We start from the raw sequence: 17,314 nt of genomic DNA, 5'->3' as shown, positions 1-17,314 counted from the left end.
TTGAGCCATTTTAGTCTTAATAATTGCCCACTCAATAGATTATTCTATTTCTGTAGATTGCTACATTTCTATCAGGAACATTTTCTACGAACATCGTGCTGAGGCGCTTGACGTTTATGAGAAAATAAGGTCAGTATTCCGGGCATTGGAAATCTAGTCGACGATTTTTGTAGCGCCCTTTGTTGATATTGAGAGTTGCATGCCACCATTTTCTTTTTCTATCGAGGCCGAATGTCCTGAGACCTGGGCTCGTGCCGGTACGATCCAGACTCCCCATGGCCCTATTCACACACCTATTTTTATGCCTGTGGGGACCCAGGCTACTGTGAAAAGCGTGTCGCCTGAGGAACTGCGGGCCGCTCAGGCACAGATTATTCTTTCAAATACGTATCACTTAATGCTCCGTCCTGGCTCCGATCTGATCGCGTCCTTTGGCGGATTGCATTCGTTTATGCATTGGGATGGCCCAATTCTGACTGATAGCGGCGGCTTTCAAGTCTGGAGTCTGGGCAATCTGCGCAAGCTAAATGAAGATGGTGTGGTCTTTAAATCCCACATTGATGGCTCGCTTCATACGCTGACTCCTGAGCGTGTGATGGAGATTGAGGCCGAGCTTGGCTCCGATATTGTTCTTCCCCTTGATATCTGTTCTCCATATCCCTGTACGCTCGCTGAGGCCCGCAAGGCGATGGAGTGGACTCATCGCTGGGAAGAGCGTGCTCTGGTGGCGAAAGAGCGCCATAATCCTGATCAGACGCTCTTTGGAATTGTTCAGGGGGCCTTTGAACCTGAGCTCCGTCGTGAGAGTGCTCGCATTATTGGCAATATGCCATTCAAGGGCCTCTCGATTGGTGGTCTTTCGGTTGGAGAGCCAAAGGAACAGATGTGGGGGATGTTGCGCCATGTGACTCCAGAACTGCCCCGCGATAAACCTCGTCATCTGCTGGGCGTTGGCTCGCCAGAGGATCTTGTTGAGGGTGTGGGTCTGGGGATGGATATGTTTGATTGTGTTCTGCCGACCCGTGTTGCTCGCCATGGTGGTCTATTTACACGTGATGGCCGGGTGAGCATTAAGGGAGCTCGTTTCCGGATGGAACATGGTCCAATTGAAGATGGTTGTGATTGCTATACCTGCCAGCATTATAGCGCGGCCTATGTCCATCATCTGGCGCGAGCTGAGGAACAGCTTTACTTCCGCCTGGGCACAATCCATAATATCCGTTTTATGTTACGGCTGGCCGCTGAACTACGGAGCTCCATTCTGAATGGGACCTATGTAGCGTTTCGTGAGGCGTTCCTCGCACGCTATGTTCCAGCCTCTGAAAAGGTGCGTGAGGCTCAACGCGAGAAGTGGAAAGCCGCCCGTGAACAGCGTCAGTCCTAGACGCTTGTCCTGGACTTTTTCCTCGGCTCTGTTGTTCGATCACTATCTATCCGATCATTATCTATCAAGGAACCCATTATGCAGACACAGACAGGACCTTTCCGTTTTATTGATACTGGTACCCAGGATGCCGCCTTAAATATGGCTCTTGATGAAGCTATTCTTTTGCATCATCTGCGCGGGGATGTTCCTCCAACGTTGCGCGTTTTCCGCTGGTCGCAGCCTGCGATCTCGCTGGGCCGCTTTCAGAATGTTGAGCGCGAGATTGATGTAGAGGCTTGTGAACAAGAGCAGGTAGCCCTGGTCCGTCGTCCAACGGGAGGCCGCGCTGTCTATCATCGTGATGAGTTTACCTATAGCATTGTGATAAGTAAAGAGTATGGAGTTCCTTCGGGGGTTGTGGCTGCTTATGCCTATCTGTGCCAGGGCCTGATGCTGGCTTTGCAGAAGCTCGGCGTTGCTTCCGTAATTAGTGATGAGCGCGTGAGCAAGCATCCATCAGCAGCCTGTTTTGCCTCTTCAACGCAGGCAGATCTTACAAGCAATGGTTTTAAGCTGGTTGGCAGTGCTCAGGTCTGGAAAGAGCATGCGCTTCTCCAGCAGGGCTCTCTTCCCCTGGAAGATCGTGCAGCAGAGTTTTTTCATCTCCTGCGCTATCCTTCTGAGGAGGCTCGTGCCGAGGCCCTTGCCCTCTACAATGAGAAGACAAACCCTCTGCATGCCTTTGCTCCCACTGCTCGTTGGGAAGAGGTCTCGCAGGCCTTTTGTGAAGGCTTCAGTGCTTTTCTCAGGCATCCTTTTACCGCAGGGGAACTGACGCAATCTGAGTGGGATCTGGCACAGCAACTGGTACAGGAGAAATATAGTCAACTGAACTGGCGTAAGGAGCGAATCAAGCTGACGACTGCATCTGAAGGATGAATAGTCTGCCTGCTCTAACGAAAACGGTTGCTGCTTCGTAGATAAGAAAAGATCTGGCTCATTGCGTCGTTGCAAGAGGTGCGGTACAATGGGCGCGACATAAGCACTAATGCGGATGGGGGACCTGTTCGGCTTAACGCGAGCGAGGCGCGACAGGCCCTGACTCAGCCCTCTTCCGGTGTGAAGAGTTGGCAGAAAGTAAGGAGTATCCGGGCGTGAGTATATCGATCGATCTGGCCCGCAAAGTACTGGAAGCTTGTAAAAGGCGGGCTGGTGAACTTCGCAGCCCTGTCAGCATTGCCATCGTTGATGCAGGGGGCCATCTGGTCCTTTTTGAGCGCATGATGGCCCCACATGGTTTCGCAACTGGCAATATCAGCATTGCAAAAGCCACCACAGCTGTTATGTTTAATCAATCAACCGACGCTATCGCACAATGGGGAGGGGCCATTCCTGGTTTTGCCTCCAGTCTATCTGCGATGACCGAGGGAAAATTTATTATGGCTGCTGGAGGCTGGCCTCTACGTTATAATGGTGTAACGATTGGTGGTATCGGCGTAAGTGGTGGTAATGCGCCCGGGCGTGATGATGAGATTGCTCAAGCAGGGCTATTTGTTTTAGATGCGGGCCGGCGTCAGGCTTCTCGTTCCCCTGCGCCAACTCCAGCCTCCGCTCAACCAGATCCGGCCTTCTACTCTGCTGTTCCACCTGCCATGGCAGGTGAGCGTATGGCACAAGCACAGGAAATTCCAAATATACAGCAATTGTCTGCTGGTGAGGATGATCCTTATTCTGCACTTCGTTTTAATTCATCCAATACAACCCATGAGGACCATCCAGGAGACCGCTATGAGTAACGATTTTCCCGCAAACACCACGACCAACCGCTATCGCCGCACCCGTGTCCCACGTCATCGTCCCGTACTTGTGACCGGGAATGAGACGGAAGATCAGAATCTCGCCGTAGCAACTGAAGACCTTGCTACGGAAGAGCCCACAACGGGAGCGCTTGAGGCACCTGTTGTCGCGATAGAGACCCCAGCCTCTAAACGTGCCAATCGTCTTCCCAATTTCTTCTCGAAAGTCGCTAAGACAGAAGAAGAGGTATCTCCTAAAGAGGAAGAGGTCGTTCAGGCTCGTATGGCTCGTGCAAAAGGCGCGAAGAAAGTTGCTGCCAGAACAGAGATTGCAGCCGAAGCAGCCAGAGATGAGGAGAAATTTGCCGCGAAGCCAAAGAAAGAGGCTCCTCCTCGTATCTTTAAAACCAAGCATATCTTTGGTATGATGGCCTACCTGCTTGTAGCTGAGTTTGTCCTTCCATACGAATCGCTCTTTGCAACCAGATTAGGCATTGAAAAGACGTTATTTACTTTGCCTTTATTTGGGACGAAGCTTCCTTTTACGGTCTCATTCCTGATCAATATCATCACACTCCTGCTCCTCCTTTATGTCCTGGTTCAGCTTGATCTGCTGCCTCGTAGCCTGAGTGGTGCGGCGCAGAATGCCAGGAATACAGCGAAGGGCGGCTCCAAAACAGAGGTAACTGAGAAGACTGCTCCGCCAGTGATGCGCCAGGGAGTGCAGGGCGAGCATGATGATCTCTATCGCGCTTATCGTTCCAACCAGCGCCGCAAGAAATAGAGAGTTTTTCGCCAATCGTTCAATGAGAGTAAGCAGACAAGTATTGAACTGATGACCAACGAGCCAGGATGGTTATATGAGCTATCCTGGCTCGTTGGTCATCAGTTTAAAGTACACCACTATGAAGGTTCTGTTGCTCTATGAATAAATAGCATTCCTCAATTTGTGGATTGCAGAACGATAAGAGCGTGCATCAATCATAGCAACCCCTTGATTCCACCGTTCGATGGCTTTGCGCGCTCGTTCATCAAAAAAGAAGATGACCCAACCATCTTCATTCTTCTTTGTGCCGAGGAGCTTTACCCCATAAGCCATAATATACGCTGCGATCCAATAATCCGACACTTCAACCATCTTCTTCACTCCTGTCCTATAGAAGTTCGTCTTTGAACCTCTCGTATACCTGCGGCAAGATAAGGACTTAATATCTTAAGGAAAAGATATATTTAATATGAAAAGAAAAGGTTTATTTTGCTATCCTCTACGAACATTAACATAAAAATACTGCATATGTCAATACTTTTGCAATTAAATATTTGCAAATGGCAATGCATTTGCAAATACAGAGTGTAGAGAATTCTCACGAATTGAGCAGATTTGTATTGATTATCAAAAATGTATGGGGTAGCAGAAGCGGCAATATTTGCACAAGATGAGATCTATCAAGCGGGGAAAACACGTAGAATGAGAGAGAACCATCGCTTTTACGAATGTGCAAATGGTACATTTTGTGGAATGAAGAATAAACATGTAAATCTTTATGCTATACTCTGTTTAAATAAATATGGTAAAAAGGGTGAAGTCATAAGTATGCAAGATGCGAAACGGAGCGAAGCGCTCAAGGAATTGCGCGAAGCCATCGGAACAATTTTTGCACAGCAACCTGAGCGTGACCGGTTGTTGCAGGAGACGCATATAAGTCTCTCGACGTTACGTCGCTGGCTCAATGGAGACTCAGAGCCTCGCCTGGCTAATCTTCAATTACTAGTGGAAAAGTGTCAGCCAGAAGCGCGAACCATGCTCCAAAGAAGCATTCAACAGGTCTGGCCCGGATCTGCAATGAGGGAGCCCACGCGGGAGTCAATGACTTCAAAGCTACAGTTGCCACAGGCGAGCGTTCCAGCAGAATTTTATGAACGTGTGCATGTAGCCCTTGCGGAGACGCCTGATTCTCTGCGCTTCTGGTCGGTCTGCCAATTGGTGTTAAAGCAAGCGCTTCAGCATCTAGATCCAGACCTTACTGGCTTACTGCTGACAGTTGTGCAATGTGTGCCCCCTCTTGAGTCACAGAAGATCCGCTATCTTCATGAGAGCGTGCGTGTAGGCACACCACCCTGGAAAGGGGAGTTAGAGACACGCTCTATCTTTTTAGGAGCTGAGTCGCTTCCTGGAGCAGCCATCTCATCGTTCCAGATCCTCATAGAGCAGAATAGAGGGCAAAGACACACTGAGCGAGGAAGCATTGCCGCAACGCCCATTCTACGTGCTGGACGTATTGCTGGTTGTCTTGTCGCAGAGAGCCTTCAGCCGCGTTATTTCTCATCGGCCCTCTGTAGTCTCTTAAAAAACTATGCCACCTTACTGGCTATTGCGATTGACCCTGCGGACTTTTATGAGCGTGTTCAGATCGGCCTGGTGCTCCTGCCACCTGCGGAAGAGCAGAAGGCAGTCTTGAATAGCTATCAACAGCGCAAAATGGCCGCAATGCGTACATTGCAATTGGATGGGACACAGGCCGAGCTCTATGTCCTGCAGCAGATGGGCGCTGAACTGGCGGCGTATGCTCTACAGAAAGGTGCTATCACCGATTAACGCAGATTCCCCAACAGAGTGCGTGCAATAATAATCCGTTGAATCTGATTGGCCCCTTCAAAGATCTGAGCGACTTTGATATCGCGCATATAGCGTTCGGTTGGATAGTCCCGAACGTAACCAGCCCCTCCCAGTACCTGAATGGCGTTGGTCGTCACCTCCATAGCCATATCGCTTGCAAAGCATTTAGCCATCGAGGCATAGAGCCCTCCTTGCTGTTGTGCATCAAGCTGATAGGCAGCCTTATAGACCAGCAACCTGGCTGCTTCGATCTTCATAGCCATATCGGCAAGCAGAAATTGAATTCCCTGAAAGGTTCCAATGGGGTGGGCAAATTGCTCACGCTCGCGTGCATAGGTACAGGCGGTCTCAAAGGCTGCCTGTGCGACGCCAACGGCAATGGCACCAACATTTACGCGCCCGCCATCTAAGGCTGCGAGGGCGATCTTAAAGCCCTGGTTGGCCTCACCAATTCGATTCTGTATGGGGACAAAGCAATCGGAGAAGAGAAGTTCTCGTGTGGGAGAGGAGTGGAGCCCCATCTTGCGTTCAAGTTTTCCAAAGGTAAACCCTGGTATTCCTTTTTCTACCACAAAACAGGTAATTCCCTCAGCGGTTCGGCCAGCCTGACTGCGTGCGAGCAGGAGATAGAGATCGGCCTCTCCTCCACTGGTGACCCACTGCTTTGAGCCGTTGATCAGGTAGCCATCAACCTGTTCGGTTGCACGACACTGAAGGCTTGCGGCATCTGAACCTGAGTCAGCTTCGCTAAGCGAGAACGCTCCAAAGCGCTGACCACTTGCCAGGAGCGGGAGCCAGCGCTGCTGCTGCTCAGCATCTGCCGAGCGGGCAAGCGCACCTGTAACCATATTATGGACGGCGAGGCCGACGGCGGTCCCCATATCGCCTTTCGCTAATTCCTCATAGACCAGAGCCTCTGAAAGGTGGTTGAGAGCCAGGCCACCATAGGCTTCGGGGGCGCTGAGTCCTTGCAGACCAAGATCCGCTAATCTGGCAAATACCTCGCGGGGAAAATAGTTCTGCTCATCCCAGCGTTCGGCATTGGGCGTAATCTCCTGTTCAGTAAAGTTGCGGACCAGGGCGCGAATATCGGCTTGCTCATCGGTGAGATCAAACTTCATAACCCTCCTCCTTACAATAAGACGATAACGATACCGCAATCTATGATAAGGACAGCGCAATCTGCGTCTAAACGGCCTGCCAGACGTGGATGCTGCGGTCAACCCCTGCAGAAGCGATCCGTGAATTATCGGGCGACCATGCTACAGACATTACATAGCCAGCATGTCCAAAGTAGGTGAAAGATTGCTCGCGAGACTGAACATTCCAGACATGGACCAGTTTATCGTTGCCGCCCAGTGCCAGATGTTTGCCCCCAGAGGACCAGGCAATAGTATTTTTGATGGTTGCATCATTCGTCTTCAACGTAAAGCCTTTAGCACCTTTGTGCAGACTATGGATATGCACCTGTCGGTCGCTACTGGCGGCTGCCAACTCGCGGCTATCAGGGGACCAGGCCAGCGCATAGATCTGACCTTCATATCCCTTAAGCGTTTGTGGGCCCTCCTCGAACGGAGACGAGAACAGAAAAGCCAGTAATGAACGCTTTTTGGCAACGGGGCGAGGCTCCCAGATCTTAATAATCTTATCTCGTCCAGCTGAGGCCAGATAGCGTCCGTCTGGTGACCAGGCTAGAGCCTGGACGCGATCAGTGTGTTCTGTATAGCTTACCAATAGCTCCTGTGTATCAGCCTGCCAGACATGAATACTCTTGTCATCACCTGCTGATGCTATAAGTTTACCATCGGGCGACCAGGCCACACTCGTCAGTGGTCCCTGGTGACCACGATAGATAGCTATCGTTTTGCCGGTTCCTGCCTCCCAGAGATGGACAGTGCGGCTATCGCTGGCTGTGGCCACCAGGCGGCTATCAGGAGACCAGACAAGACTGTTGATACGAGCATTGTGTTCGCTATAGGTTAACTGATGAGAGCCATTTGCGCCATTCCAGATCTGGGCCGTCTTATCATAGCTTGCGGAGGCCAGGAGCTTACCATCGGGCGACCAGGCAACGGTCGTGATACGGCTAGCGTGTCCCAGGCAGATATAGAGCGTATTGGCCTGTGGATAGACCTGCGCCTGACCTCCCGTCTTCTGAGTGCGTTTCTTTGCCACAGTCGTCTGTGTGGCTGGAATAGACTGTGTATCAGCACCACGAGGCGTCTGATATTCAGATGGCAGGGTTCGGACAGGGAGACCAGCAAGTGAATGCGAAAACGATCCTGAGAGAGCTCCTTGCTTACTTATCGTCATCGCATTAAGAATGCGTTGTAGTTCCTGGCTGACCGTAAGAATATCGGCAGGTCGTTGCGAGGGATCGACGCTCACCATGCTCATAATCAAAGGAGCCAATCCAGAGAGCGCAGGATCGCTAAAATGTAAGGGGGCAAAATGAAATGGAGAATCGGTCGGATCATTGCCGGAAAGCAATTGATGGAGGGTTGCACCCAGGCTATAGATATCGGCTCGTAAGGTCGTCTGCGATTTACCATACTGCTCGGGGGGAGCATAGCCGGAAGAACCGAGAGCCATTGTATCCTTTTCCTGACCAGGCTTAAAGTGGCGAGCAATTCCAAAGTCAATCAGAAAAAGATGGCCCGTTGGTGTGAGCATCACATTAGCGGGTTTAAGATCACGGAAGATAATCGGAGGCTGGCGCGTATGCAAATACTCTAAGACCGAGCAAAGCTGCAAAGCAATATCGAAGACTGTGCTCAGCGGGAGGCGCTGGGTGCCAGATTTTTGTAGCTGCTGTTCAAGCGTCTCACCTTCAATAAAATCCATCACCAGATAAGCGCGGCCACTATCCATAAACTGTTCATAGATACGCGGCAGATTGGGATGCGTAAGGCTGGCGAGCAAGAGAGCCTCATGACGAAACGTATCGAGAGCAGCCACCAGTTCCTGGGGCTCAAGCGTGCTCTGGCTCATCTCTTTAATCGCGACCAGTCGATGCCCAAACTCAGTATCGGAAGCTTTATAGACTGCACCAAAACCGCCGCGACCGGCCTGACCATGAACAATATAGCGTTGTTTGAGCATGGCCTGCGGTGCCAGCAAGCCAGTTTTGGTAGAAGTGAGCGAAGCGCTAAGAGTATGCAAAGGCTGTCCACAGAAACGACAGAATTGTGCTTCTAATCGATTGTGGGCTCCACATATATCACAGAAAAAATCAGCAGCCATGCAATCCCTTGCTAGTGAACTAGAATAGTGACATACAAGACAACACGAAAGTACAGTAGTACAAAAGGAATACGTTGTCAAGAGGCATCATTCGCTGCTAAAAAATGAGGTAATCTTCGTGCCAGCGTAGCAGCCAGAGGACTGTCTGATAGAGAGCAAAAAGCTCTAATGCAAAGGGAAGATACCCTGTATATCCCAGCAGAGGCATCTCGAAAATCTTCCAGAAGCCAATAAAAGGGACCGTATAGCTCCATTTCGGCAAGGCATAGAAGTTCCACATCTCCCAGAAAAAGCCGCAGCAGAGACCAGCGAGAGGAAGCACAATAAAGCGCCAGTCCCCAACTGCTATATGTGCAATTGCAGATTTGCGCCCGATGAGATTATTGATGGGGTCCAGAACCAGAACCACGCTCAGCCAGATCAGGCCAAAGCAGTAGTGCGGCAAGAGAATTGGCAGGAGCAGGCAGGCACAGCCCAGGAACTCAACCCCTAGCAAGACAGAGCCAGGCAGACGAGGACCAGCTTGATCGGCAGGGAGTTGTGGTCGTAGAGCAGGAATGTTTAGCAGCAGTTCCGCAGTCTCCAGTACAGCAGGGAGGACGGTGCTAAAGCTCAGACTGGCCAGCACAAAGTAGAGCCAGGGAGAATAGCTCTGGTCAAGATGGTAATGCCAGTTCTGAACAGGAATATTTAAGACCTCGAAGATCCACCAGAAGAGGCTGGAGATAGCAAACAGGAGGAGATAGCGGATCCCCATCCTTTTAAGGAGAGATGTCCGTTGGAGATGCAGATTGAGTGCATCCACAAACAGAATATAGCCGAGCCAGAGTGGAAAAAACGTATAACGGTAGAAAGGTTCAATACGGAGCCAGGAACAGATCCAGGCAACGAGGCATAAGATCAGGGCTACATAGCCGTACCATGGAAATCGTACGATCTTGTACAAGCGCATAGCGCTCTCTTCCCCCTCATTTTCTTGCTTATGTGGATGACCCAGAATAGTCCGTCTGTGCAAGAATCATGCTTTGTAGTTTGCTTGCAACGGTAGCGAGATCGCCACTTACATAGCAGCCAGCAATGCTTTCAATGAGATGGTCCTGATGCACGAATGCTTGCCCTCCAAAGACGAGTGTTGGTCGAGGAATGGGTATATGCTGTAGTAACTGGCTGAGCTGGACAAGATTCGATATATAATTGGGCATAGTGACGGAAAGGCAGATCAACGTGGGCTTCAGACGGCGAACAGTATGGAGGAGGCCAATTGTCTCGATCGATTGACCTAGATATGCGACACGAATGCCCTGGCGGCGTAGAAAGAGAGCGAGCATGAGCGCTGCCAGTTCATGAGCTTCCTGAGGAGCGCTGGCCACCAGAACCAATGGGCCCTGTAGAGGGCCAGGTGTGACATAGAAACGATTTGTCAGAAGGGCTCGAAAGAAATTGCTGGCAAAGTGCTCAACGGTCACCGTAATTTTGCCCTCTTCCCAGAGCTGACCTATCTTCCAGAGCGTAGGTGTAACAATTCCCAGGCAGACCTGCTCTACAGAATAGAGAGATAAGACCGAGCCCATCAGGACATGAGCCGTCTGCTCGTCTAAACTTTGAAAAATTTCAATGAGATGGTTCTGGATAATCTCCATCGTATCGTTTTTGGACGGTGGGGACTCCAGCATATCATGAGCTGAATCAAGCAGGGGATACTGTGCTTTTTCATCTGCCTTTTCTTCAGCTTCAAGCGGCTCCGCTACAGGTTGTGGAAGGGCAATAGAAAAAGCTGATGAGCTCTCTTTGGATGCTGCCGTATGTTCTTCGTTGAGGTGGCGGAACAGTGCGATGGCCTGACTGATTGACATCCCCGTATCAACCTGATCTTTAAGCCAGCGAATGAGGTTAATATCCCGTTCTGAATAAAGACGGTAGGTATTATCGGCCCTCTCAGGAGAGAGTAATTGATAGCGGCGCTCCCAGGCTCGTAGGGTTGGAGCCGGGATACCCGTCTGCTGGACGACAGCCTTCGTATTGAAGAGCGGCGTGTCCGAATAATATTCGAGTTCAGTGGCAATGGCTGTATGTTTAGTATTCATTCTCTTTCAAAGTCAGATCCGCTGCCTGATCGTATATTGACATCTATATTGGCATGTACGTTGGCACAATGTCCCTTTGACACACTATAATGGTCAGCAGCTTAAGAGATGGCATTCTGTACCATCTATTGATGAAGAAACCCTCTATCCACTCTATTATACTGTTTAGTTTAAACTTTGTACAGACTTTGCAGCATCTGAAAAAGAAGATTGCCTTCCCAAACGAGCCCGGGGGCTTACCCTCCTCTCGTTAAATAGAGGTCTCTCTAATGGAGATCAGGTCAATAGCGAGGAGGGTAAAATTTCTTCGTAGTTCCAGATACTTGCAGATCGAAGAGAAAGAGAGCCTTATGTTGTTCCTCTTCCATACTCATGGCCTTTTTTGTGAGAAGGGGGTAGAGAGTCAGAGAGTCAGGAGAGCATTGACAAGTCTGGAGATCGCTGTTATCATTGTTGAGCACTATTTTGTGCGAAATTGTCGTGCAAAAAAGACGTGCTAAGTCGCCCCCAGAGATGTTGATCCTCAAAGAGAGATGAGCAAGGGGTGCAACCCCTACGTTTGCGGGCACTCTGGCCTGCCGATTCAGTTGTGGTGAAATAACTCTTCTGAGCAAAAACTCTAGGACCAAAGGAACAGTGCTGGATGGCGCTCCACCTTTGCCTCCCACGTATCCTCCTGGACTGTGCGTAGGGACCGGACCAAAATAAGGAGAAAAGACAACATGTTTGCAGTTATCAAAAGTGGCGGACGGCAGTATAAAGTCTCTGTCGGTCAGAAGCTTGAAGTCAACCGTCTCTTAAATGTAGAAGATGGGGCTCAGCTCCGCATTGGAGAAGTGTTATTGATCTCCGATGCTGACCGCTCACTCGTTGGTGCCCCTTTTGTTGAGGGCGCTGAAGTTCTGGCCACCGTTGAGGGGCAGACTCGTGGTGAGAAGTTGATTGTCTTCAAGTACAAATCAAAGAAGCGTTATCGCCATCGCCGCGGTCATCGCCAGGAACTCACTGTTCTGACCATTAACGACATTCTGGCCGATGGTAAAAGCCTGATTTCAGGCGAGGCTCCTAAGGCTGAGAAGCAGCCAGTTGCAGCAGCTGCCACAGAGGCACCAGCTGTAGAGACCCCAGTTGCTGTTGAAGAGACGAGCGAAAAGAAGCCAGCTCGCCGGCGCCGTACTACCAAGGCAGAAAGCACAGAGGAGTAATTAAGTCATGGCACATAAAAAAGGAATGGGTAGCTCACGCAATGGTCGTGATAGCAAGCCCAAGATGCTCGGCGTCAAACGCTTTGATGGACAGCTTGTGACCGCAGGTAGCATTATTGTGCGCCAGCGTGGCACCAAAATCAAACCAGGTCCTCACATTGGTGTTGGTCGCGACCACACCCTCTTTGCTTTAATTGACGGCTACGTAAAATTCGGCCATGCCGATCGTACTCATCGTTCAGTAAGCATCGTTACCGAGTTCCCTGATCGCCCTTCCATCGCTGAATTGCTGGCAGCTCAGGAAGCTGCTCTTAGCGCAGGAGTTGAGATCTAAGTAAAAGCTTAGTAAAGCAGAAGCAGGCCATCCAGGATCTTTGGATGGCCTGCTTTTTTGTCTGGTGTCGTATGACAGGAACTTAATCCCCTCTTTCGCCAAAAAGATGTGAAGGGAGCATCACCTGAAAAAGTGATGCTCCCTTCACATCTTTTGAAGCTCGGATAATCCTTTTAATTGCCCATGCTATCGAACAGATTGCCTTTAAAAGTAGCGTTAACAGCAATGCCTTGCTTATTCATCGTCACTTTGATTGGACTCTTCTGCTTGATCAGATTCTGACAATTCAGCCCATCCTGTCCCCAGGTAGCGTTAAAGCGCTGGGCAAGGAAAGTGAATAGATTGTTCGCCACAGCAGGATCAACGGATGGCATCAACTGAGTAAAGGCCTTATCGTTCCGAATGCGAGTGGGAGCAACTGAGAGCAGATTTTTGCAGTACTGGCTCGTCGAAGCATCGTTCTTATTCTGAACCACAGGCTGGTTCACACCAACGCGATAGAGATTGAGCTTCTTCAAGCTCATGGTATCGCCAACCTTTACCATTGGATCATTGGCCGGGATGGTGGCCATGGGAGCGGCCTGATAGGTAGCTGCCTGGAGCTCATTGAGAGGCAGAGCCGGGACCATTTTACCAGGATCGGCCAGATCGGGAGCGGACCACGAGTGACAGCCGAGAGCGCCATCCATAGCACTTGAGAGCAGCCGATTATCACTACCATTGACCTGAATCGTAGCCTCTGGCAGTTGCTGGACATTGGCAGCTGTCATCTGAGCCACACGGCCCTTCCTATCAATAAGATAGGTTGTATTAACATTATCGCTTTGATCCATATCGACCACACCGAAGTCACGGACACTGGGGCAAGTCAGGCCATCATTGCCCATGCCCAATGCAGGTGGTGTTAACTTGCCCGCTTTAATAGCCGCATTGACCGCTGTAAAGAAGTCAGGAGCATTGCAGTAAGCGAACTGACCAAAGGGCGAACCTGGCAGACCATTGACGCAGTTGCCATCAGTCAGACTATTTTGAGACGATCGAAGGGTGAGCACAGTGCCATTGGAGCCAAACCAGAGTCCAACAACTGCATTCGCAGGGAGTGTTGGGACCACAGGAGGCATGGCAGGTTTCTTGCCTTTATCAACGACCAGAGGATTATAAATAGAGATCTGGTTGGTCGCAGGATCAAACACCGCCCCTTGAACAAAGGCAGCTTGTTTGGCATTGGCTTCATGGCAGGCCCCTTTATCGGGCTGTGTAGCAACCAATTGATAAGGAGTTGCCAGACCTTCAGCGGTCAATGGTTGAGGAGGAACGATGAGACTACACTCTCCATTTGGAACGGCTGCTGCGGCTTGTGAGCCAATCGTTGGTTGAGCAAAAAAGAACAGCCCCGAACCAAGAATGACCAGGAGCGTACTAAGACCTCCAACGAGCATCCAGGGCGAGAAACGTCGCCCCTTTTTTCCATACGAGGTGTTTGGAACCTCTGTCTGTTTGAATGTATGCATATGCGAACTCTCTTCCTACAGAAACAATGTGATAGGCGTAGCTGAAATGTCTGAAGAAAGGCATAGCTACGCTGTCCTCAGCCTCCTGGCAAAGAGCCAGGTACAGCGAGGAAGGCCTACGAGTAGAAGCGTCCGTGCGGAGAAGAGAGAGAGGTTTGCACAACCGGTTGTATAGGCAAACGGCACTGGCTTTCTCAAGCCAGGAAAACCCCTCTATAAACAGAGGCAGTCATAGCAAGCCGCCATGAACTGATAGAAGTCTTTACAAGGCATATTGACATAGTATGAATTGAGAGCATTGTCTCAAGAGGTATGTTACCACAGCCATTTTGAGATTGAATTGAGAGGGCAAAAAATTAGTAGCAAAGTACTAGAGGGAAGTTAAGAAATAGTATCTGCTCGATTGTATAAAAGACAGTTAAAAAGTGGAAGATAGGAAAGTGTGTCAGGGTGATTGGTTCCTCACACAAAAAAGGAGCCTTCTTGTGGAGAAGAGGGCTCCTTTTTCTTGTTGGCCTCTTAGGCGACAATTTCATCAGAGAAGAAACGCACCCAGAGTACGCAGACGGCCAGGCCACCAATAAGGGCAAAGAAGCCCACGGCTCCGCCATTATAATTGGCGGGATCCTTAAAGGGGTAGAACAGGATCAACGAAAGCCAGCTGAGTGTCAGGACCGAGGTCCAGCTCAACTTATTTGTTTCCGGGCTCGACTTATAAAGGATATGATAGAGAACGAGAATAAAGAGACCGATCAAGATGATAATGGGTTTTAAGGGGGTCAGGGTACCACGACCATCACCAGCCCAGTCGATTACCAATGTTGAGCTGACAAATAGAAAAGTACACAGCCACAACAGAGTAAGAACGACGCCCCCAATCACCTTGCGTATCTCAAAGGGATTGTTCACGATATCCGGCTCCTTTCGAGGAGGATTGTTACACGAGACTGTCCAATACGCAGACAGAAAATTCTCTTACGTAGATCGTATTGTAGTCGGTAAATCAGAATAAAGCAACATCTTTAGATTGGTAGTACGTACGAGCAAATCGCGCGGCCCACAGTGCATTGTTTAGTAGGAGAGCCTTATTGGCTACCAGGCTGGCACCAGCAGTGCTGCTCGCTACTGTGGCCAGTACAAAGGGTGTGAGAGCTGCACCACGTATCTCTTTGAGCTCTGCTTGCTCCAGGGCAGCTGTGATATGCCGTTCCAGGTCCTCGGCGGAGAGCGCATATGCCTCGGGTATCGGACAGGTTACAAGTAGTCCACCGAGTCCACACTGCCATTGCGTACGAATAATCTGAGCGAGGGCATCCAGATCAGAAACAGAGTGCGAGACTGGATAGCCGCTGCTAGCCACATAAAAAGCTGGAAAATCGGCTGTCTGCCAGCCTAGAACGGGAACGCCATAGGTTTCCAGATATTCGAGCGTTAAACGGAGATCTAAAATAGACTTTGCGCCGGCACAGATCACTGCCACTGGCGTACGACTGAGCTCCTGAAGATCGGCAGAGATATCCATACTTGTCGTAGCGCCTTGATGGACGCCCCCAATGCCGCCCGTTGCAAAAAAACGAATTCCGGCAAGATTGGCGCAGAGCATCGTTCCAGCAACCGTCGTTGCGCCCCAGCCTCCTTGCGCCAGCGTTACGGCCAGATCCCGACGGCTTACCTTTTGAATACCGTCCTGCGCTTGAGCGAGGTGATACAGCTCATCTTCCTGTAGTCCTACGAGAATCTGGCCGTCGTGAACGGCAATTGTTGCTGGACATGCCCCTTCTGCGCGGATGATTGCCTCCATTGCCCGGGCGACTTCCAGATTATCTGGATAAGGGAGTCCATGCGAGATTACCGTCGACTCGAGTGCAACAACAGCCTGTTGTTGTTGTAGCGCTAGTTGTACCTCAGTTGAAAAACGGAGATATGAATGTAGCTTATCCATCTTGATGCTAGTTTACCATATGGTAACCTCACCTAGGACCGTTTGCACCCTATGAATTGTCCATGTTATAGTAGTTCTTGAACTTGCTTTGCTCTATTCGTTCGCAGGGGTCAGATAAAAAAAGTGTGGTTAATGCGATATGCAAAGGGGTGGGGCTACGCATAGAAGTGGGGATGCGGTTGTTTGTGTGCAGACCTATTTTGGTTGATGGTAGATCAAGAAGGAAGTAGGAGCGATCAACAATGTCATTAACAAAAAAAATCTTGACCACTGGCCTGCTGGTTGGTGGAACATTAGGAGCAATGGCTATCTATAATAAGGCCACATGTGCCATGGTTGGCGAATTAGATACAGTACTGACTGGTGAAGAGCGGCGCTATCCCTGGAAATATGGTGATATGTTTTATGAGGTGAAGGGTGAGCATGAGGCCAGACCACTGGTCCTGATTCATGGTTTCAGCCCGGGAGCCTCCTCATATGAATGGCGTAAAAATATCGAGGCCCTCTCAGCCAACTTTCGCGTGTATGCTCTTGATCTGCTGGGCTTTGGCCTCTCTGATCGACCAGAGTTGTACTATACTCCAGAAATGATGGTTGATCTCCTCCATGATTTCTTAAGCGAGGTGGTTGCTCAGCCTGCTCTTGTCGTAGCTCATGATCAGAGCTGCGCGTATGCTATTGCGGTAGCTGCTCGCAATCCTCAACTCTTTGAGCGCCTCATTCTGCTCTCTCCTTCCCCCTCTCTCGTTCAGAAACCAGATACAGGCCCATTGCAGCGGATCTGGAAGGCCATTTTGAGCACGCCAATTGTTGGAGAGTTTATCTATAATCTCTTCACTTCGCGCCCGGCTATCCGAGCTTATTATGATCGCTTTGGATACCAGAACCCTGGCCTGATCAGTGATGACTTTATCGAGTATCTTTATACAAGCGCCCATCAGCCACAGAGCTTCCAGGCTGCGAATGCTGTGCTGAGTGGCTCGCTTGCTCTTGATGTACATGAGCCTCTGTCTCGCTTGCAGGTTCCTACCAACGCAATCTGGGGTCGGGAAGGGGAATTGAGCCCTGCCGAGGCCAGTGCAGCGCTCAAACGTTTCAATGCCAAAATTGATATTCATGTGATTGATAAGAGCCGGATGCATTTGCAGGAAGAGCAGGCATCCCACCTGAACCAGCTCCTCGGTACGTTTGCTCATGCTTCAGTGAACTAGAGGAT

At 50.1% G+C, this 17,314-nt stretch carries 16 protein-coding genes; 8 read left to right on the top strand and 8 right to left on the bottom strand.

Going from position 1 to position 17,314, the window contains the following annotated elements; translation table 11 throughout:
* Positions 1-199 precede the first annotated feature (199 nt).
* From tgt to EL628_RS00615, 4 genes are all read left to right on the top strand, one after another.
* A complete protein-coding gene (tgt, locus tag EL628_RS00630; protein ID WP_126577879.1) occupies positions 200-1,384 on the top strand; it encodes a tRNA guanosine(34) transglycosylase Tgt in 1,185 nt (394 codons plus the stop codon).
* Between the two features lie 78 nt (positions 1,385-1,462).
* Positions 1,463-2,305: a lipoate--protein ligase family protein gene (locus EL628_RS00625; RefSeq protein WP_126577878.1), complete on the top strand. Its 843-nt coding sequence runs from the start codon at positions 1,463-1,465 to the stop codon at positions 2,303-2,305.
* 215 nt (positions 2,306-2,520) lie between these two features.
* On the top strand, positions 2,521-3,162 hold the full coding sequence (locus tag EL628_RS00620) for a GlcG/HbpS family heme-binding protein (protein ID WP_161975177.1): 642 nt from the start codon (positions 2,521-2,523) through the stop codon (positions 3,160-3,162).
* On the top strand, positions 3,155-3,946 hold the full coding sequence (locus tag EL628_RS00615) for a hypothetical protein (protein WP_126577876.1): 792 nt from the start codon (positions 3,155-3,157) through the stop codon (positions 3,944-3,946). The genes EL628_RS00620 and EL628_RS00615 overlap by 8 nt, the downstream gene beginning before the upstream one ends.
* A gap of 138 nt (positions 3,947-4,084) precedes the next feature.
* Here the strand turns inward: EL628_RS00615 and EL628_RS00610 are convergent, their stop codons facing one another.
* Positions 4,085-4,300, bottom strand: a complete 216-nt coding sequence (locus tag EL628_RS00610; protein WP_126577875.1) for a DUF5659 domain-containing protein — start codon at positions 4,298-4,300, stop codon at positions 4,085-4,087.
* 456 nt (positions 4,301-4,756) lie between these two features.
* Here EL628_RS00610 and EL628_RS00605 point away from each other — a divergent pair, with 456 nt between their 5' ends.
* The gene (locus EL628_RS00605) at positions 4,757-5,758 is read left to right on the top strand and encodes a GAF domain-containing protein (RefSeq protein WP_126577874.1); all 1,002 of its coding nucleotides are present in this window, start codon (positions 4,757-4,759) and stop codon (positions 5,756-5,758) included.
* Here the strand turns inward: EL628_RS00605 and EL628_RS00600 are convergent.
* The 4 genes from EL628_RS00600 to EL628_RS00585 form a co-directional block, all read right to left on the bottom strand.
* Positions 5,755-6,900: an acyl-CoA dehydrogenase family protein gene (locus tag EL628_RS00600; RefSeq protein WP_126577873.1), complete on the bottom strand. Its 1,146-nt coding sequence runs from the start codon at positions 6,898-6,900 to the stop codon at positions 5,755-5,757. The genes EL628_RS00605 and EL628_RS00600 overlap by 4 nt on opposite strands.
* A gap of 67 nt (positions 6,901-6,967) precedes the next feature.
* Positions 6,968-9,022, bottom strand: coding sequence for a WD40 repeat domain-containing serine/threonine protein kinase (locus tag EL628_RS00595; protein WP_126577872.1), 2,055 nt, complete (start codon positions 9,020-9,022; stop codon positions 6,968-6,970).
* A gap of 97 nt (positions 9,023-9,119) precedes the next feature.
* Positions 9,120-9,974 carry a hypothetical protein gene (locus tag EL628_RS00590; RefSeq protein ID WP_126577871.1) on the bottom strand — a complete coding sequence of 285 codons (855 nt, stop codon included), beginning with the start codon at positions 9,972-9,974 and terminating at the stop codon, positions 9,120-9,122.
* Between the two features lie 28 nt (positions 9,975-10,002).
* Positions 10,003-11,106 (bottom strand): MerR family transcriptional regulator, encoded by a 1,104-nt coding sequence (locus tag EL628_RS00585; protein ID WP_126577870.1) that lies wholly within the window; start codon positions 11,104-11,106, stop codon positions 10,003-10,005.
* A gap of 722 nt (positions 11,107-11,828) precedes the next feature.
* On the opposite strand from EL628_RS00585, the gene rplU reads away from it, so the two are divergent.
* Both rplU and rpmA read left to right on the top strand, forming a co-directional pair.
* On the top strand, positions 11,829-12,311 hold the full coding sequence (gene rplU, locus EL628_RS00580; protein WP_126577869.1) for a 50S ribosomal protein L21: 483 nt from the start codon (positions 11,829-11,831) through the stop codon (positions 12,309-12,311).
* A gap of 7 nt (positions 12,312-12,318) precedes the next feature.
* Positions 12,319-12,645 (top strand): 50S ribosomal protein L27, encoded by a 327-nt coding sequence (gene rpmA / locus EL628_RS00575; RefSeq protein ID WP_126577868.1) that lies wholly within the window; start codon positions 12,319-12,321, stop codon positions 12,643-12,645.
* A 173-nt stretch (positions 12,646-12,818) separates the two neighbouring features.
* Here the strand turns inward: rpmA and EL628_RS00570 are convergent, their stop codons facing one another.
* From EL628_RS00570 to EL628_RS00560, 3 genes are all read right to left on the bottom strand, one after another.
* Entirely contained in the window at positions 12,819-14,156 is a 1,338-nt protein-coding gene (locus tag EL628_RS00570; RefSeq protein ID WP_126577867.1) for a hypothetical protein, read from the bottom strand.
* Positions 14,157-14,675: 519 nt separating this feature from the next.
* Positions 14,676-15,065 carry a hypothetical protein gene (locus EL628_RS00565; RefSeq protein WP_126577866.1) on the bottom strand — a complete coding sequence of 130 codons (390 nt, stop codon included), beginning with the start codon at positions 15,063-15,065 and terminating at the stop codon, positions 14,676-14,678.
* A 94-nt stretch (positions 15,066-15,159) separates the two neighbouring features.
* Positions 15,160-16,098 (bottom strand): pseudouridine-5'-phosphate glycosidase, encoded by a 939-nt coding sequence (locus tag EL628_RS00560; RefSeq protein WP_126577865.1) that lies wholly within the window; start codon positions 16,096-16,098, stop codon positions 15,160-15,162.
* Between the two features lie 242 nt (positions 16,099-16,340).
* On the opposite strand from EL628_RS00560, the gene EL628_RS00555 reads away from it, so the two are divergent.
* On the top strand, positions 16,341-17,309 hold the full coding sequence (locus tag EL628_RS00555) for an alpha/beta fold hydrolase (RefSeq protein WP_126577864.1): 969 nt from the start codon (positions 16,341-16,343) through the stop codon (positions 17,307-17,309).
* Positions 17,310-17,314: the final 5 nt, after the last annotated feature.

Source organism: Tengunoibacter tsumagoiensis, assembly GCF_003967535.1.
Taxonomy (GTDB): Bacteria; Chloroflexota; Ktedonobacteria; order Ktedonobacterales; family Ktedonobacteraceae; genus Tengunoibacter; species Tengunoibacter tsumagoiensis.
Note: the sequence above shows the minus strand (reverse complement) of the source record. Positions and strands in the feature narration are given on the sequence as shown.

Excerpts from the sequence above, each read along its gene's own strand:
- tgt (WP_126577879.1), top strand. The coding sequence starts at position 200 with ATGCCACCATTTTCTTTTTCTATCGAGGCCGAATGTCCTGAGACCTGG.
- EL628_RS00625 (WP_126577878.1), top strand. The coding sequence starts at position 1,463 with ATGCAGACACAGACAGGACCTTTCCGTTTTATTGATACTGGTACCCAG.
- EL628_RS00615 (WP_126577876.1), top strand. The coding sequence starts at position 3,155 with ATGAGTAACGATTTTCCCGCAAACACCACGACCAACCGCTATCGCCGC.
- EL628_RS00610 (WP_126577875.1), bottom strand. The coding sequence starts at position 4,300 with ATGGTTGAAGTGTCGGATTATTGGATCGCAGCGTATATTATGGCTTAT.
- EL628_RS00605 (WP_126577874.1), top strand. The coding sequence starts at position 4,757 with ATGCAAGATGCGAAACGGAGCGAAGCGCTCAAGGAATTGCGCGAAGCC.
- EL628_RS00600 (WP_126577873.1), bottom strand. The coding sequence starts at position 6,900 with ATGAAGTTTGATCTCACCGATGAGCAAGCCGATATTCGCGCCCTGGTC.
- EL628_RS00595 (WP_126577872.1), bottom strand. The coding sequence starts at position 9,022 with ATGGCTGCTGATTTTTTCTGTGATATATGTGGAGCCCACAATCGATTA.
- EL628_RS00590 (WP_126577871.1), bottom strand. The coding sequence starts at position 9,974 with ATGCGCTTGTACAAGATCGTACGATTTCCATGGTACGGCTATGTAGCC.
- EL628_RS00585 (WP_126577870.1), bottom strand. The coding sequence starts at position 11,106 with ATGAATACTAAACATACAGCCATTGCCACTGAACTCGAATATTATTCG.
- rplU (WP_126577869.1), top strand. The coding sequence starts at position 11,829 with ATGTTTGCAGTTATCAAAAGTGGCGGACGGCAGTATAAAGTCTCTGTC.
- rpmA (WP_126577868.1), top strand. The coding sequence starts at position 12,319 with ATGGCACATAAAAAAGGAATGGGTAGCTCACGCAATGGTCGTGATAGC.
- EL628_RS00570 (WP_126577867.1), bottom strand. The coding sequence starts at position 14,156 with ATGCATACATTCAAACAGACAGAGGTTCCAAACACCTCGTATGGAAAA.
- EL628_RS00560 (WP_126577865.1), bottom strand. The coding sequence starts at position 16,098 with ATGGATAAGCTACATTCATATCTCCGTTTTTCAACTGAGGTACAACTA.
- EL628_RS00555 (WP_126577864.1), top strand. The coding sequence starts at position 16,341 with ATGTCATTAACAAAAAAAATCTTGACCACTGGCCTGCTGGTTGGTGGA.